At 64.4% G+C, this 14,882-nt stretch carries 15 protein-coding genes; 9 read left to right on the forward strand and 6 right to left on the reverse strand.

The genetic code is table 11. The features are described 5' to 3' along the window. Positions 1 to 204: 204 nt before the first annotated feature. On the forward strand, positions 205 to 645 hold the full coding sequence (locus G8A07_RS14630; RefSeq protein ID WP_195792777.1) for a hypothetical protein: 441 nt from the start codon (positions 205 to 207) through the stop codon (positions 643 to 645). Positions 646 to 746: 101 nt separating this feature from the next. Here the strand turns inward: G8A07_RS14630 and G8A07_RS14635 are convergent, their stop codons facing one another. Genes G8A07_RS14635 through G8A07_RS14645 form a run of 3 tightly spaced genes read right to left on the reverse strand, consistent with a single transcriptional unit; the run spans position 747 to position 2,127 of the window. Then, positions 747 to 1,031 (reverse strand): hypothetical protein, encoded by a 285-nt coding sequence (locus G8A07_RS14635; RefSeq protein ID WP_195792778.1) that lies wholly within the window; start codon positions 1,029 to 1,031, stop codon positions 747 to 749. 33 nt (positions 1,032 to 1,064) lie between these two features. Continuing rightward, positions 1,065 to 1,511 (reverse strand): hypothetical protein, encoded by a 447-nt coding sequence (locus G8A07_RS14640; RefSeq protein ID WP_195792779.1) that lies wholly within the window; start codon positions 1,509 to 1,511, stop codon positions 1,065 to 1,067. After that, on the reverse strand, positions 1,468 to 2,127 hold the full coding sequence (locus G8A07_RS14645) for a hypothetical protein (RefSeq protein WP_195792780.1): 660 nt from the start codon (positions 2,125 to 2,127) through the stop codon (positions 1,468 to 1,470). The genes G8A07_RS14640 and G8A07_RS14645 overlap by 44 nt, the downstream gene beginning before the upstream one ends. A gap of 635 nt (positions 2,128 to 2,762) precedes the next feature. On the opposite strand from G8A07_RS14645, the gene G8A07_RS14650 reads away from it, so the two are divergent. Continuing rightward, the gene (locus G8A07_RS14650; protein ID WP_195792781.1) at positions 2,763 to 3,293 is read left to right on the forward strand and encodes a ParB/RepB/Spo0J family partition protein; all 531 of its coding nucleotides are present in this window, start codon (positions 2,763 to 2,765) and stop codon (positions 3,291 to 3,293) included. Positions 3,294 to 3,359: 66 nt separating this feature from the next. Here G8A07_RS14650 and G8A07_RS14655 read toward each other — a convergent pair whose 3' ends face one another. Both G8A07_RS14655 and G8A07_RS14660 read right to left on the reverse strand, forming a co-directional pair. Next, positions 3,360 to 3,869, reverse strand: coding sequence for a hypothetical protein (locus G8A07_RS14655; protein ID WP_195792782.1), 510 nt, complete (start codon positions 3,867 to 3,869; stop codon positions 3,360 to 3,362). A 101-nt stretch (positions 3,870 to 3,970) separates the two neighbouring features. Then, the gene (locus G8A07_RS14660) at positions 3,971 to 4,933 is read right to left on the reverse strand and encodes an alpha/beta fold hydrolase (protein WP_213086165.1); all 963 of its coding nucleotides are present in this window, start codon (positions 4,931 to 4,933) and stop codon (positions 3,971 to 3,973) included. Positions 4,934 to 5,205: 272 nt separating this feature from the next. Between G8A07_RS14660 and G8A07_RS14665 the strand changes: the two genes are divergently transcribed. From G8A07_RS14665 to G8A07_RS14685, 5 genes are read left to right on the forward strand one after another with little or no spacing between them, the layout of a single operon-like run. Further along, positions 5,206 to 5,859 carry a hydrolase gene (locus G8A07_RS14665; RefSeq protein WP_195792784.1) on the forward strand — a complete coding sequence of 218 codons (654 nt, stop codon included), beginning with the start codon at positions 5,206 to 5,208 and terminating at the stop codon, positions 5,857 to 5,859. Positions 5,860 to 5,877: 18 nt separating this feature from the next. Next, positions 5,878 to 6,150, forward strand: a complete 273-nt coding sequence (locus tag G8A07_RS14670) for a XapX domain-containing protein (RefSeq protein WP_195792785.1) — start codon at positions 5,878 to 5,880, stop codon at positions 6,148 to 6,150. Beyond that, a complete protein-coding gene (locus G8A07_RS14675) occupies positions 6,143 to 8,020 on the forward strand; it encodes an amidohydrolase (protein WP_195792786.1) in 1,878 nt (625 codons plus the stop codon). Before G8A07_RS14670 ends, G8A07_RS14675 begins: the two co-directional genes overlap by 8 nt. After that, a complete protein-coding gene (locus tag G8A07_RS14680) occupies positions 8,020 to 8,412 on the forward strand; it encodes a DoxX family protein (RefSeq protein ID WP_195792787.1) in 393 nt (130 codons plus the stop codon). The genes G8A07_RS14675 and G8A07_RS14680 overlap by 1 nt, the downstream gene beginning before the upstream one ends. Then, a complete protein-coding gene (locus G8A07_RS14685; protein ID WP_195792788.1) occupies positions 8,409 to 10,007 on the forward strand; it encodes an MFS transporter in 1,599 nt (532 codons plus the stop codon). Before G8A07_RS14680 ends, G8A07_RS14685 begins: the two co-directional genes overlap by 4 nt. A gap of 109 nt (positions 10,008 to 10,116) precedes the next feature. Here the strand turns inward: G8A07_RS14685 and G8A07_RS14690 are convergent, their stop codons facing one another. Continuing rightward, positions 10,117 to 10,722 (reverse strand): response regulator transcription factor, encoded by a 606-nt coding sequence (locus G8A07_RS14690; RefSeq protein ID WP_195792789.1) that lies wholly within the window; start codon positions 10,720 to 10,722, stop codon positions 10,117 to 10,119. Between the two features lie 223 nt (positions 10,723 to 10,945). Here G8A07_RS14690 and G8A07_RS14695 point away from each other — a divergent pair, with 223 nt between their 5' ends. Both G8A07_RS14695 and G8A07_RS14700 read left to right on the forward strand, forming a co-directional pair. Then, positions 10,946 to 14,005 carry a sensor histidine kinase gene (locus tag G8A07_RS14695; RefSeq protein ID WP_195792790.1) on the forward strand — a complete coding sequence of 1,020 codons (3,060 nt, stop codon included), beginning with the start codon at positions 10,946 to 10,948 and terminating at the stop codon, positions 14,003 to 14,005. Further along, positions 14,002 to 14,655, forward strand: a complete 654-nt coding sequence (locus G8A07_RS14700) for a response regulator transcription factor (protein WP_249936999.1) — start codon at positions 14,002 to 14,004, stop codon at positions 14,653 to 14,655. The genes G8A07_RS14695 and G8A07_RS14700 overlap by 4 nt, the downstream gene beginning before the upstream one ends. Positions 14,656 to 14,882: the final 227 nt, after the last annotated feature.

Consider the following 14,882-nt stretch of genomic DNA (forward strand, 5'->3'; position numbering starts at 1 on the left):
TTTTCTTAATGAGTGCCGGGCCGCTTGTCCAGTCTCCCAACTCAGCCGCTCACGGCGTGCGAATATGTAGCCCCAGCGAATCTGAATCTGCCTTGCGGCAAATCAAGCCATTTGTGTCGCTCCTCAGGCTGGTAACTACTTTTATGTCGCACTCCAACGACGAGAATCCCTTGGTTCATCGCCTTCGTCTTCTATGGAAGCGCCTTGGAGTCGTTAAAGGAAATCCTGTCGCCGCACTCCTGCCATCTGATCCTAAAGCGCTCTGCTTGGCCTGACGATCAGTTCAGCATGTTGAACCGCTTGCCGACGCCGACAGAATGCCCCGATCTCCGCTACATCCTTGCCGACCTCGGCAACCCAGCGCCGGCCGCGCTGGCTTCGGCGCTTGGTGTTTCTCTTGCGACCGTGCGGCGATGGCTTCGCGAGGACCGGGCACCGCGCCCGGTCATGCTTACCCTGTTCCGGCTGACGCGCTGGGGCATGTCGCGCGTCGATGCTGAAGCCGTCAACGCGGCCCGGTTGCATGCGGGCCGCGTCCTGGCACTTGAGCACGAGAACCGCCGACTACGACGCGAGCTGGCACGCGTCGTCAGTATCGGCGACTTCGGCAGCGCTAACGATCCGGCCGTCGAGCGTTTCGCATGAGAAACCTCATCAGCCAATCCCAGTACCAACTATGGCAAAAAAACAAGGGCCGCTTGCGGTAGTGCAAGCGGCCCTTGTCGCCGACTCTGGCTAGGCTCTAGCTAAATGGTCATCACTGCGATCGCGATCAGCAACGCCACAAGAAAGTCAAATGTGTTTGAGGCATAGCCGCTCCTAAGGGTCATCTTGTAGACCTCTCCCGGCGTTTTCCTAAAAAGCCGCTGCCGCCACATTTCACGAAGAGCGTGGATGCAAAAAAGAACGGCCAGCATTGCCCAAGCAGCCTTAATCGGCATCACTCGATAGCTCGGATCGAAGATCAGAATAACGGACAAGAGCACAGATGCGAACTTGACTAGAAATAGGGAGGATTCAATCGGCTTCATGAAAGCTCTTGCTCCACATTTATTCAAAGCACATTAGAGCTCTTCACAAAGAGTTCCATAGTATCGGCTGCATCCGCCGCCGCCGCTCCAATCTCGCCATTCACTGACGACATCCCAATCTCCGCCGGTACTTTGCATCAAGTAGTTGGTCTGCGAATCCAGTCCAAACAGGGCAGCTGCAGACTGCTGCAGTTGACCTTGTGCGGCAAGGGATGTGGCTGTGCTGAAGGCATCGACCATGCCAGCAATGGTGCCACCCATAGTTTCATACAAGTTTGGGGAGTATGTTCTCATGAGATCGGCGATGACGGTGCCTACGGCGTAGCCGGCTGCGTAGGAAAGTGCGACCTGCTTACCGAGCAACATACTTGTCTCATAAAGCGCACCAGTTACGCCCAAAGAGCCGATGGGCGCTGTTCGGAAGCTGAGATAAATCTCAGTAGGAGTGTAGTTTAAAAAATGTCCGATCTGTGTTTTCACGAAGCCCGCACGTCCAAAACTTGTGTTGCCCCCCATCAAAGGTCTCACTTCTTGCAATCTCAGGCGAGAAAGGCCCTCTGTAATAATCCCAGCTGTAAGATATATTTTTTGCGCGTGCCGGCGCAAATTTTCCTAACGGGCCAAATTGCCGACTTCCCGGCACGGGGGAAGAGAACATGGTATTTGAATTCTTCTGAAAGTCCAAAGACTTCCCTGGTGCAGAACGCAGAACTGCGTCGTACACAGGCGCAAAGCCAAAGTGCCTAGAAACTCTTCCGAGATCAGGGGCGCTCAATCGATGTGAAAGAATGTCAAGCAAACGCCCTTGATGACCTGTATCCGTTGATGCGTTTACATACAGCTGAGCCAAATCGCTGAGCTCGGCCTCACTCAAACGAGACAAGAGCGCAGCAGTCTCACGCGAATCCAATCGGGCAAAATTCTGATCAATTGCCTTTGGGAAATTCTTGTGAATTATCCAAGATGGATCAACCCGAGCGGGTGCTCCGTCGCTAAGGCTTCTCAATGGTTTTTCCAAAGCAGCTCTAGACGCGATATCTGGAGCAGATGATGCACTGAACGGTTTGGCTTGAGCCGTTTGGAAGGTCAGCGCCATGAAAATGGTCGCAATCGCAGTCGAAACGAGTAATTGGCAATTCATAAATACCCCATTCATTGTCGGACCTCGCGAACGACTCTGTTCCTTCCCATTGCAATGTGATAGCCCCCCTTAAGAGGGCGTGAAGGCTGAGGCAAGTGACATTGACAGTGGCTTTGGACGGTGGCGGCCCAGTAACAAACGTCTGCGCCAATATCAGACTACCTAAGCGCTTCCCTTCGGGACCGGGCTCTATGGCTTCGCCACCAAGCCCTGCGGTCTTGGCCCATTCGGGTAACGATCCCTAGCGCACTGCCCTGCCCTCGCCTGTTTCGCTAACCCGGCCGGGCTGCACAGGTCGCGCCAGTCGCTACGCTTGGTGTCACGCCCCGCGCGGCCGCCCGGCCTAGTCAGCCTCAAAAAGGGGCCGCTGCCTTCACCCCTGGAGCCACCCCCATTGACCCCCGTGCTTGTGCGAGGGGGATCAATGGGGGTGTCTTTATTCCAGGGGTTGCGGCAGCGACCCCTTTTTGCACCACCGGCGCCGACCCCCACCCCCCGCCCGCCCCGAGGGGCGGGAGCGAGGAAGTCTCTGCTGAAGGTATCCCAATACCGGGAGCCGAAACGGCGCGCTGCGCCATCAGGAGAGTGCTATGTCTGTGCATACCCAAATCACGCAGCAAGTCCGCATCGCCGATATCGCCATGGGCGCCAATGTGCGCACGTCCACCGGCCTGACGAAGGAGAGCATTGCCAAGCTTGCCGCGTCGATCAAAGCCCATGGCTTGCTGCAACCCATCGTCGTGCGCAAGCTCCCCGACCTGGACGGCAACGGCTATGAGCTGGTCGCCGGCCAGCGCCGAACGCATGCTTGCATCATGGCCGGCATCACCGAGGTGCCGGCCGTGATCGTGACGACCGATGACGGGGAGGCCGCGACGCTGCAACTGGTCGAGAACCTGCAGCGCGAGCAACTCAGCCTGAGCGAGACGGCCGAGGCCGTCCGCACGCTGCTGGCGATCCATGGCAAGCCCAAGACGGTCGCGGAGAAGCTGGACAAGTCGGCGGCCAGGGTATCCAAGCACCTCAGCCTGACCGCGCCGACCTTCCCGGCCGAGGTGCGTGAGATCCTGGACAGCACAGCGTTTGATGATCCAAGGCACCTAAGTAGACCTCGCGCGTGAATCTGCGCACCTTAGATCAATGGCAACTGAGGCTGGCCGTTACGTCCCCCAGTTGGCCAATTCGCTTCAGGCTGCGAATGTCCTATGCCCCGATGCCGGGGTTTTCCAGATGCGGCGCACCTGCCAAGCCATCAGGACCAGGAAGGCCAGCAGGATGAGGCCAATGACTTGTTGCAGCTTCGGGTCTTCCGGGCCGCTGAACCAGGGCGAGCCGACGGGCAACCGGGTGAAGGTTTCGGTCATGCCCGGGATCATGTGAAAGAACAAGGTGAGCGAGTAGCCGAGGGTCTCGACATAGATGGCGAGGCGGCTGACTTCACGGGACCGCCCCGCGGCGACGGCCACGCCCAGAACCACCAGCGTGAGGGCGCCAAGGCCATGCGCGATGTTGAAGCCGCCATGCCTGAAGAGGCCAAAGCCGGTCAGGCAGGTGATGGCGGTGCAGACGATGTAGGCCTTGCCGAAGCTCAGATCTGCGCCAATACGGCCGGACCTGAAGATCATGGCGTAGCCACAGACAACGGCCACGAGAGCGAATGCGGTGTGCACCGTTCCGAGAGCGGACAGTCCAAGCATGATGAGGATGTTCCTTTCAGCCTCTGCGCCGCGTCGCTGCAGACCTCGAAACGCATCCGGCGCAGGCGGACGGGCACAACCCGCGCCGGATCACAGGCAGTTCAGGCCTTGGCGAAGGCCAGCAGGTCGGCGTTCAGCTGCTCCTTGGCGGTGTCGCCGAGACTGTGGCTGCCGCCCTTATAGATCTTCAACTCCGCCCCCTTGACCAGCTTGGCCGAGAGCAGCGCCGAGCCCTGGATGGGCACGATCTGGTCGTCGTCGCCATGGATGATCAGCGTGGGGACGTCGAACTTCTTCAGGTCCTCGGTGAAGTCCGTCTCGCTGAAGGCCTTGATGCAGTCGTAGGCGTTCTTGTGCCCGGACATCATTCCCTGCATGTACCAGGACTGGATCAGACCCTGCGAGACCTTGACGCCGGGGCGGTTGAAGTTGAAGAACGGGCCGCTGGCAACGTCCAGGAAGAACTGCGCGCGGTCGGCCAGATATGCCTTGCGAAAGCCGTCGAAGACCTCCATCGGCAGGCCCACCGGATTGTTCGCCGACTTGACCATGATCGGCGGCACGGCCCCCATCAGAACCGCCTTGGCGACGCGCTTGCTGCCGTGGCGGCCGATGTAGCGGGCCACCTCGCCACCGCCGGTGGAATGGCCCACCATCATCGCGCCCTTGATCTCGAGCTTGCTCAGCAGTTCATGCAGGTCGTCGGCATAGGTGTCCATCTCGTTGCCGTTCCACGGCTGGCTGGAGCGACCATGGCCGCGCCGGTCGTGAGCGATGCAGCGGAAGCCGTTCGAGGCCAGGTGGAACATCTGGGCTTCCCAGGCGTCGGCGCTCAGCGGCCAGCCATGGCTGAACGTGACGACCTTGCCGTCCTTCGGCCCCCAGTCCTTGTAGTAGATCTGGGTGCCGTCCTTTGTCGTGATATGGCTCATGGTCTTCCTTTCAGGGTTGCGGGTGTCGCGCCGCGATGAACGGGAGGTGATCGCGCCGATCAAGGCGGTGCGCCTCCACGGGGCATGGAACTCCAGCAGTCTTGATGCCGCTACCTCCTGGCGCCACCCCATTTCAGAAGGGAATCTGCTACCACCAAGAGGCAGATTCGATATCGGCCGAATGGGTGAGGCACAAGCCCATTTATAGGCAGTCGAGCGCCCTCCTCCCTGAAGAGAAGGTGGCGAACCTGTCCGTAGGAGGGATGCCGGATCAACCATCGCAGATCAGACTGGCACCCCTGCCCTCGCCTGCACCGCTCCCATCCAGCGCTCTGCCCGCGGCAGTCTCTGTTTCCACAAGGTCTCGGCAAGCAGACCGAACGCCAACCTCGAGAGGATCATCCATGCCCATCACCGCCACCCCAACCCCCGGCATCCAGTTGCTGACCCCCACTGACCATGCGCTGGTGCTGATCGACTTCCAGTCGCAGATGTCCTTCGCGACCAAGTCGATCGACGCGGTCGAGCTGCGCAACAACGCCGCGCTGATCTCGCACGCCGCCGCCGGCTTCAAGGTGCCGACCATCCTGACCACGGTGGCCGAGAAGAGCTTCTCCGGCCCGATGTTCGAGGAGATCACCTCCGCCTTCCCTGGCCAGGAGCTGATCGACCGCACCTCGATGAACACCTGGGAGGACACCAACGTCATCAAGGTGGTCAACGCCATCGGCAAGAAGCGCCTGGTGTTCGCCGGCCTGTGGACCTCGGTCTGCATCGTCGGCCCGACCTTGTCGGCACTGGAGCAAGGCTACGAGGTCTATGTGATCACCGATGCCTGCGGCGATGTCAGCACCGAAGCCCATGAGCGCGCGGTGACGCGCATGGTGCAAGCCGGTGCCCGGCCGATCACCTCGCTGCAGTACCTGCTGGAGCTGCAGCGCGACTGGGCGCGCGGGGAGACCTACGAGCTGACCACCGGCATCGCCAAGAAGTTTGGCGGTGCCTATGGTCTGGGCATCATCTACGCCAAGACCATGTTCGGCGCCCACGAAGGCTGATCGCAGGAGCTGATGCCCATGAAGCCCTATCTCGTATCGCTGGCCGTCGGCCTGCTGGTGGGCGTGATCTACGCCCTGTTCAATGTGCGCTCGCCGGCGCCGCCGGTGATCGCGCTGGTGGGGCTTCTGGGCATCCTGGTCGGCGAGCAGCTGCCGCCGCTGGCGAAAAAGCTGTTCGGCAGCGCCCCTGCCCAGGTGTCCTGGTTGCACCACCAGGTCAAGCCGCACATGTTCGGCGAGCTGCCCAAGTGTGCCGAGCAGGCGTCGTTGAAGGAGCAGCGGCATGGCTGATATCGCCGACCTGATCCTGCATCGCGGCCGCATCACGACACTGAACCGTTCCCAGCCCACGGCCCAGGCCGTTGCGATCAGGAACGGCCGCTTTCTGCGCGTCGGCGATGACGTCGAGGTAATGGCCCTGGCCGGACCGCAGACCAAGATCATCGATCTGCACGGCCGGCGCGTGCTGCCCGGGTTGATCGACAACCACCTGCACATCATCCGCGGCGGCCTCAACTTCAATCTCGAGCTGCGCTGGGACGGCATGCGCTCGTTGGCCGACGCCATGGCGATGCTCAAGCGGCAGGTTGACATCACGCCGGCACCGCAATGGGTGCGCGTCGTCGGTGGCTTCACCGAGCATCAGTTCGCCGAGAAGCGCCTGCCCACGCTGGAGGAGCTGAACGCCGTGGCGCCTGACACGCCGGTGTTCATCCTGCACCTGTACGACCGCGCCCTGCTCAACGGCGCCGCTCTGCGCGCCGTCGGCTACACCAGGGACACACCCGAGCCCCCGGGTGGCCAGATCCTGCGCGACGCCGTCGGCAACCCCACCGGCCTGCTGCTCGCCAAGCCCAATGCCTCGATCCTTTACGCCACCCTGGCCAAGGGCCCGAAGCTGCCGCTTGAGTACCAGCTGAACTCCACGCGCCACTTCATGCGCGAGCTGAACCGCCTGGGCGTGACCGGCGCGATCGACGCCGGCGGCGGCTTCCAGAACTACCCCGAGGACTACGAGGTGATCGAGCGGCTGGCCAAGGAGCAGCAGCTGACCATCCGGCTCGCCTACAACCTGTTCACGCAGAAACCCAAGCAGGAGAAGGAAGACTTCCTGCGCTGGACCGCCGGCTCGGCCTACAAGCAGGGCGACGACTACTTCCGTCACAACGGCGCCGGCGAGATGCTGGTGTTCTCCGCCGCCGACTTCGAGGACTTCCGCGAGCCGCGCCCCGACATGAGCGAGGCGATGGAGGGCGACCTTGAGGAGGTGGTGCGCATTCTGGCGCAGAACCGCTGGCCCTGGCGCATGCATGCGACCTACGACGAGACCATCAGCCGCGCGCTGGACGTGTTCGAGAAGGTCAACCAGGACGTGCCGCTGGAGGGGCTGAACTGGTTCTTCGACCATGCGGAGACGATCTCCGAGCGCTCGATGGACCGCATCGCCAAACTCGGCGGCGGCGTCGCGGTGCAGCACCGCATGGCCTACCAGGGCGAGTATTTTGTCGAGCGCTACGGCCCCAACGCGGCCGAAGCCACACCCCCCGTGGCCAAGATGCTGGCCAAGGGCATGAAGGTCTCGGCCGGCACCGACGCCACCCGCGTCGCCAGCTACAACCCTTGGGTCTCGCTCGCCTGGCTGGTCACCGGCAAGACGGTCGGCGGCCTGCAGCTCTATCCGCAGAGGAACTGCCTGGATCGCGAGGCCGCGCTGCGCCTATGGACCGAGAACGTCACCTGGTTCAGTAACGAGGTCGGCAAGAAGGGCCGCATCGAGACCGGCATGCTGGCCGATCTGGTGGTGCCGGACCGCGACTTCTTCGCCTGCGCCGAAAGCGAGATCATCGACACGACGGCGCTCCTGACCGTTGTCGGAGGCAAGGTGGTGTGGGGCGCCGGCGAGTTCGCCGCGCATGACGACTCGGCGCCGCCTCCGGCCATGCCCGACTGGTCGCCCGTGCGCCGTTTCAGGGGCTACGGCGCCTGGGGCGAGCAGGAAGAAGGCCGACCGCCGCAGGCGGCGATGCAACAGGCCTGCGCCTGCGCGACCGCCTGCAATGTGCATGGCCACGCGCATGCCAAGTCCTGGGCCAGCAACGCGCCGGTGTCCGATTTCAAGAGCTTCTGGGGCGCGCTGGGCTGCGCCTGCTGGGCGGTGTGATGCTGGGCAAGCAACACCTCCCGCTGCTGCGCTGGGTCGCCCTGTTGCTGCTGTGCGCAGCCTATCTGCAGGGCGGCCTGGTCAAGCTATTCGACTTCCCCGGGGCCATCGCCGAGATGAACCACTTCGGCCTGCGGCCGGCGCCGCTGATGGCGGCGCTGGTGATCGCGCTGGAGCTGGGCGCGGCGGCGCTGATCCTTACGGGACGGCTGCGCTGGCTGGGCGCCCTGGCTCTGGCGTTCTTCACCGCGGCAGCCACCTTCATGGCCAACCGCTACTGGGAGGCCACAGGCCATGAACGCTTCATGCTGATGAACGCCTTCTTCGAGCATTGGGGTCTGGTCGGCGGCTTCCTGCTGGTTGCCTGGATGGACTGGCGCGAACGAGCATGAGCGCAGCACCCACCGGCAGCCCGTTGCGCCAACGCACCTTCGCGGTGCTGTGGGTCGCGACGATCGCCGGCAACATCGGCAGCTTCATGCGTGACGTGGCCAGCGCCTGGGTGGTGACCGATCTGTCGCCCAGTCCGGCCGCGGTGGCCCTGATCCAGGCCGCAGCGACCTTGCCGGTGTTCCTGCTGGCGATCCCCGCCGGCGTGCTATCGGACATCCTGGATCGGCGCCGCTTCCTGATCGCGATCCAGCTGCTGCTCGCCGCGGTCAGCGGCACCTTGATGCTGCTCGCGCATTTTCAGGCCCTGACCCTGCCCTGGCTTCTGCTGCTGACCCTGCTGGGCGGCGTCGGCGCCGCCCTGATGGGGCCGACCTGGCAGTCGATCGTGCCCGAGCTGGTGCCGCGCGAGCAGCTGCGCGATGCGGTGGCATTGAACTCGCTGGGAGTCAACGTCGCCCGCGCGCTGGGGCCTGCGGCCGGGGGGCTGCTGCTGGGGCTGGCCGGCGCCCCCGTTACCTACGGCACCGACGTCCTCAGCTATCTGATGGTGATTACCGCGCTGCTGTGGTGGCGACGCCCGGCGCCGGGTCCCGATCCGATGGCCGAGCAGTTCGCCAGCGCGCTGCGCGCCGGCCTGCGCTACACCCGCGCCAGCCCCGAGCTGCATCGCGTGCTGCTGCGTGCCGTGCTGTTCTTCGCCAGCGCCAGCGCGGTCTGGGCCTTGCTGCCCCTGGTGGCTCGCGAGCTGCTGCGCGGAGACGCCAGCTTCTACGGCCTGCTGCTTGGTGCTGTGGGCCTGGGCGCGATCGCCGGTGCGCTGATGCTGCCGCGGCTGCGCGCTCGCCTGGATTCCGATGGTTTGCTCCTGGCGGCCGGCCTCAGTGCCGCTGCGGTGCTGGCCCTGCTGGCCTTGGCACCGCCGAAAGCCCTGGCCCTGGCGCTGATGGCCCTGCTGGGCATGGCCTGGATCGTGGCGCTGACCACGCTGGGCGGCGCAGCCCAGGCCATCCTGCCGAACTGGGTGCGCGGTCGGGGGCTGGCGGTCTACCTGACCGTGTTCAACGGCGCACTGACCCTGGGCAGCCTGGCCTGGGGCGCGGTGGCGCAATGGAGCGGCATCCCCGCCGCGCTGCTGATCGCGGCCGCCAGCCTGGCAATCAGCTCCATGGTGGCGCGGGCCTGGGCCCTGCCGCGCAGCGAGGCCGATCCCCTGCCCTTCGTGCATTGGCCGGAACCTCCGCAGCCGGCGGCGGATGCCGAGATGGCGCGAGGGCCGGTGATCGTGCAGATCGAGTATCGCGTCGCCTCAGCCAACCGCCCTGCCTTCCTGCACAAGCTGCAGGAGCTGGCCCTGGTCCGGCGGCGCGACGGTGCCTCGGCCTGGGGCGTGGCCGAGGACCTGGAGAGGCCCGAGCTGCTGGTCGAATGGTTCATCGTCGAGTCCTGGGCCGAGCACCAGCGCCAGCACCGCCGCGGGTCGCACGCCGACGCGGACCTGCAGCAGACGCTGCGTCAATGGCACACTGGCGAGCAGGCACCGGCGGTGCGCCATCTGCTGGCGCTGTCTCCGGAGTGCAGGCACAAGGGGCCATGAACCACGGTGCCGGCTGGTATCGACTGCGCAGCTAGCGGCCCCGCCTTTAGATGACCGCCTTACGACGGCACGGGTGGTCAGCCGAGTTGGCATCAGCACCGGAGCTGATCTAGCTTTCCAGGCGCACCAAGCCACGTTCGACCGCGATGTTGGCTGCCTCGGTTCGGGTCGCGGCGCCGAGCTTACCCATCAGACCCTTCATATGCGCCTTGATCGTGCCCAGCGACACCTCCAGCGCCAGGGCGATTGCCTTGTTGCCCTTGCCGCGCACCACCAGCGCGAGCACCTGCTGTTCGCGCTGGGTCAGCGCCGAGCGAGCCATGCTGTCGGCGATGCGCCGAGCGGCGGTGGCACTCAGGTAGCGTGAGCCACGGGCCAACTGGCGCAGACCACACAGGAACTCCGGCACCTCACAGCCCTGGGCCAGATACCCGTCGACGCCCGCCTCGAGAGCTCGGCGCACCTCATGCTCTCGCTCCTGGCTGGTGACGATCAGCACCCGGGCCTGCCAAACACCACGCGGGCGGTGCCTCGCTTCAACCGCCAGCTGCAGCCCGCGCACATAGTCGGCCACCACGATCTGCGAGCCCCCCCGCGAGTCGACCAGGTCGAAGTCGGACTGCTGGCTCAACGCGGCACTCAGCCCGAGCGCGACCAAGGGCTCGGCATGCTCGATGGCCACGCGTATGCGCGCCGGTGCTGCGACTTGTTGCATGGCGATGCTCCCTGTGATTGCTGCTATGGCGGCGATGCTAGGGTCACGGGAAGCGTCGCCACAGACCCGCCCCAGCGAGTGCGAGATCACCCGAAAGAGTGAGCTTCAGACCGCTAAAGTCCGGCAAGCTCCCCTCCTCCACTCCCTCCATCATGCAGCGCGCCTCTTCCGGATACTCTCCACCTGCCGCGGCCTTGGGCGCCACCCTCGCCACGAGGCCGTGATGCGCGTTGTCCGGCATTGGCTCCTCCTTCTACTGCTGGCTGCCGGCGGCGCCCAGGCGGCGCCACCGTCACTGGCCGAGTTCTCGCACCAGGCTTGGACCGTGGAGGAAGGCGCGCCTGCCGATGTGTGGACATTGGCCCAGGCACCATCCGCCTATCTGTGGCTCGGCACGGGGCTGGGGCTGTATCGCTTCGACGGCGTACGCTTCGATCGCTATCCGCTGCGCGAAGGGCAGCGGCTGAGATCGACCAATATCAACGCGCTGCTAGTCCTGCCCAGTGGCGACATCTGGGTCGGGCTCTTCTCCGGAGGCGTGGTTCGCCTCAGGGATGGCATGGTTGCCGCCTTCGGCCAGCAGGAGGGCTTGCCGGGTGGCCGTGTGCTGCGCCTGGCGCAGACCCCGGACGGCGCCCTGTGGGCCGCCGCCGAGCAAGGGCTCGCGCGTTTTGACGGCCGGCGATGGCAGCGCATCGGCACCGGCTGGAACTATCCGGACGCCGGCGCCGATTATGTCTTTGCCGATAGCCAAGGCCGGCTATGGGTGGCCGGGCGGGAGCACCTGGCTTGGTTGCCGCCCCATAGCCAGCGCTTCGAGGTCCGGCACGAGAAGATCTCTCGATTTGCTGTTCTGGCCGAAGAACCCGGCGGACGCATCTGGCTATCAGACTCACGCAGTGGTACCCGCCCCTTGAGCGACAAGCCGATGCCGCCCTCGCCACTCCCAGAGAACGACCACCAGCCGTTTGCCCGAGCCAAGCAGCTGCTGTTCTCCGCGGATGGCAGCCTGTGGTTGAGTGAGGCTGGAGTAGGTGTGCGCCGGCTCGGCACGCCGGCAGCGATTCCAGCAGGCCGCAGTCTCAACGCATCCGACGGGCTGGAGACATTCACGCCCCGGCAAGGCTTGCCCTCTGCGGTTGCTGTGCCTTTGCTACAGACCGCAGAAGGCGAGGTCTGGGTCGGCACCAACAATGGTCTGTCCAGCTTCCGGCGGCAACGCCTGAAGACCGTCGGAGAGCTCTCCGGCGCGCAACGCCATGGATTCGTGTTGGCGCTGCAGGCCGACGGTGTGCTGGCGTCGCACAGCGCTCAGGCGTTGCTGCTTGACCCACCGCATGCACCGACACCGCAGCCGGCTCGCGAACGACTACGGTTCGCGCTGCGGGCCCCGGATGGCGCGCTTTGGCAGGTCGATGCCAAAGGCATCTGGCGGGAGCACCAGGGGCTCCGCCAGCGCATGGGAAGCGACTTGGCGGAGGGCCTCCTCAATGTCCTTGCCCTGGCACCGGACCGGCAAGGCGGCGCCTGGCTATCGATCAGCGGTCGGGGCGTGTTCTACGTCGGTCCGACGGGATCGCTGCGCGAAGCACGCGTCGAAGGTAGCGGCGCAAGCTCACCGACCGTCATCACGATCGGGCCGGACGAGACGGTCTGGTTCGGTTATGACGACGAGGCCGTTCAGCTCTCGCCGGATCGCAAGCAGTTGCGTCGTTATGGCAGCGGCGAAGGTCTGCTGACCGGAAGAACCACGGCCATCCACAGCGGCTCGGCCGGCGTTTTTGTGGCTGGGGAAGCCGGATTGGCTCGCTTGGAGGGCTCGCGCTTCAGCACGTTGTCGGCAGAGAGGGATGACAGCTTCGGACACATCAGCGGCATCGTCGAATCCGCGGATGGCAATCTCTGGCTCAACGGCGGGCGAGGCATCGTGCAGCTGCAAGCCGCTGACATTCCGGCGCTGTTTGCGGGCGCGCACGCCAAGCTGAACTACCGCTTGCTCAACTGGCGGGATGGCCTGCCAGGGATCGCCTTGCAAGCCTACCCGAGTCCGACGGCGCTGCGTGATCGGCGGGGTCGACTGTGGTTTGCGACCAATCGCGGCATTGCATGGCTGCATCCGGCCACCTTAACGCGCTACGAAAGTCCCCCTGCCGTAGAAGTGCAACACCTGCGGGTCGGGGATCGGGTGTATCGCCCGGATCCCCGGCTGGCTCTGGAGCCGGGCACTCAGAACATCGCGATTCGCTATACGGCGTTGACTCCGGCCGACGCGGACCGGATGAGGTTCCGGTATCGGCTTGAGGGCGTTGACGACGACTGGCAAGACGCCGACTTCAGGCGGGAAGCCACCTATGCCAACCTCGGCCCCGGCGACTATCGCTTCCGCGTGATCGCAGCGAACAGCGACGGCGTCTGGAGCAAGGACGCCGCCGAAATCAGTTTCACCCTTCCACCGACCCTGGTTCAGAGCCGTCCGTTCATCGCAGCCTGCGTCGCACTGCTGCTGGCCATGGCCTGGGCAACCTACCGGCTGCGCGCTCGCAACATAGCGGCTCGCGTGCGCCTTCGGCTTGAGGCGCTTCATGGTGAACGGGAGCGGATCGCGCGCGAACTGCATGACACGCTTCTGCAAGGCACGCAGGGCCTCATCGTGCATGTGCAGGGCCTGATTTCGCGCCTGCCGGAGCACGAGCCGGTGCGAAAGAGGATCGAGGAGGTTCTGGATCGCGCCGACGAAGTGGTGCTGGAAGCCAGGGAGCGCGTGCTGGACCTGCGCGCCACGGCCCTGGACGGCGTGCTCTTGGCCGAACGCCTTGCCCAGGCGGGGCGCGACATGGCGGAGGGGCGGGATACGGTTTTCCGGCAGGTCAGCCTCGGTGATCCCCGCCCCTTGCAGCGAATCGCCAGCGACGAGCTGTACAGCCTTGCGCGCGAGGCGCTGACCAACGCATTTCGGCATGCGCAGCCCCGCCAGGTTGAAATCGAGATCGCCTTCCATAGCAAGGAACTGGTGCTGCGCATCCGCGATGATGGCGTCGGCATGTCGCCGGAGCAGCTGGTGCCTGGCGCCCGCCCCGGGCACTGGGGATTGGCAGGTATGCACGAGAGGGCCCACCTCCTCGGAGCTCGCCTCAGCGTAACCAGCCGCCCACATGCCGGTACCGAAGTCGAGTGCCGGGTGCCTGCAGCCGCTGTCTACCTTGATGGCTATGAAAAGCCATCAGGCAATGAACTGCCAGGCCACCGGACATCGGGCCGTCGCAGGGAGGAGAAAAGACCGTGACCCCATCTGTCAACGACACCAAGATCCGCGTACTGGCGGTGGACGACCATCCGCTGATGCGCCAGGGCATTGCAGCCTTGCTGGCAGCACAGGACGACATGCTTCTCGTCGGCGAGGCGGCCGATGGCCATGAAGCCATCAACAGCTTTGACAGCCTGCATCCCGATGTCATCTTGATGGACCTGCAGATGCCCGAGCTGGATGGAACATCTGCCATCCAACGTTTGATCTCTCGTCATCCACAAGCGCGGATCTTGGTGCTCACGACCTACAAGGGTGATGCGCAAGCCCGCCGGGCCTTCGAAGCCGGTGCCTGCGGCTACCTGCTGAAGAACGCGATACGGCGCGACTTGGTCGACGCCATCCGAAGCATTCACGCGGGCCGGCGCCATGTGCCGCTCGAGGTGGCGGCGGCGTTGGGCGAGTACGCGATGGCCGATCAACTCTCGGCGCGGGAAACCGATGTGCTGCGCCAGCTCTGTCACGAAGGGGGATCCAACAAGCGGATCGGTGACGCACTGGGGATGTCCGAAGATACGGTCAAGAGCCACATGAAGAACATCCTGCTGAAGCTGGATGCTTCGGACAGGACCCAGGCCGTGGTGATCGCACTGCGGCGCGGCATCCTGGACCTGTGGAGCTCGCCCTAAAGAGGGGGCAAACACTCAGGGATCGGCAAAGACGCGCTGAGGAAGATCGCCACTGACGGCCGGAGGTTGCCTGCGGTATGCCACCGATCGAAAGTGCACCACCAAGGTGTCCGGCCGGCCCTTGCCTGAACGCAGTGAACTCGGCTGGTTCGCTAGGACTAGCGTGACGCCGGGGCGCGACAACAATGTTCAAAGGGATTAAGTTGCGCCATCAGGAGGATCAGAAA

The sequence above is a fragment of the Roseateles sp. DAIF2 genome, from assembly GCF_015624425.1.
Classification (GTDB): domain Bacteria; phylum Pseudomonadota; class Gammaproteobacteria; order Burkholderiales; family Burkholderiaceae_C; genus Kinneretia.

Coding starts and splice junctions, on each gene's coding strand:
- G8A07_RS14635 (WP_195792778.1), bottom strand. CDS start 1,031: ATGAAGCCGATTGAATCCTCCCTATTTCTAGTCAAGTTCGCATCTGTG.
- G8A07_RS14645 (WP_195792780.1), bottom strand. CDS start 2,127: ATGGCGCTGACCTTCCAAACGGCTCAAGCCAAACCGTTCAGTGCATCA.
- G8A07_RS14650 (WP_195792781.1), top strand. CDS start 2,763: ATGTCTGTGCATACCCAAATCACGCAGCAAGTCCGCATCGCCGATATC.
- G8A07_RS14655 (WP_195792782.1), bottom strand. CDS start 3,869: ATGCTTGGACTGTCCGCTCTCGGAACGGTGCACACCGCATTCGCTCTC.
- G8A07_RS14660 (WP_213086165.1), bottom strand. CDS start 4,933: ATGGGGTGGCGCCAGGAGGTAGCGGCATCAAGACTGCTGGAGTTCCAT.
- G8A07_RS14665 (WP_195792784.1), top strand. CDS start 5,206: ATGCCCATCACCGCCACCCCAACCCCCGGCATCCAGTTGCTGACCCCC.
- G8A07_RS14670 (WP_195792785.1), top strand. CDS start 5,878: ATGAAGCCCTATCTCGTATCGCTGGCCGTCGGCCTGCTGGTGGGCGTG.
- G8A07_RS14675 (WP_195792786.1), top strand. CDS start 6,143: ATGGCTGATATCGCCGACCTGATCCTGCATCGCGGCCGCATCACGACA.
- G8A07_RS14680 (WP_195792787.1), top strand. CDS start 8,020: ATGCTGGGCAAGCAACACCTCCCGCTGCTGCGCTGGGTCGCCCTGTTG.
- G8A07_RS14685 (WP_195792788.1), top strand. CDS start 8,409: ATGAGCGCAGCACCCACCGGCAGCCCGTTGCGCCAACGCACCTTCGCG.
- G8A07_RS14690 (WP_195792789.1), bottom strand. CDS start 10,722: ATGCAACAAGTCGCAGCACCGGCGCGCATACGCGTGGCCATCGAGCAT.
- G8A07_RS14695 (WP_195792790.1), top strand. CDS start 10,946: ATGCGCGTTGTCCGGCATTGGCTCCTCCTTCTACTGCTGGCTGCCGGC.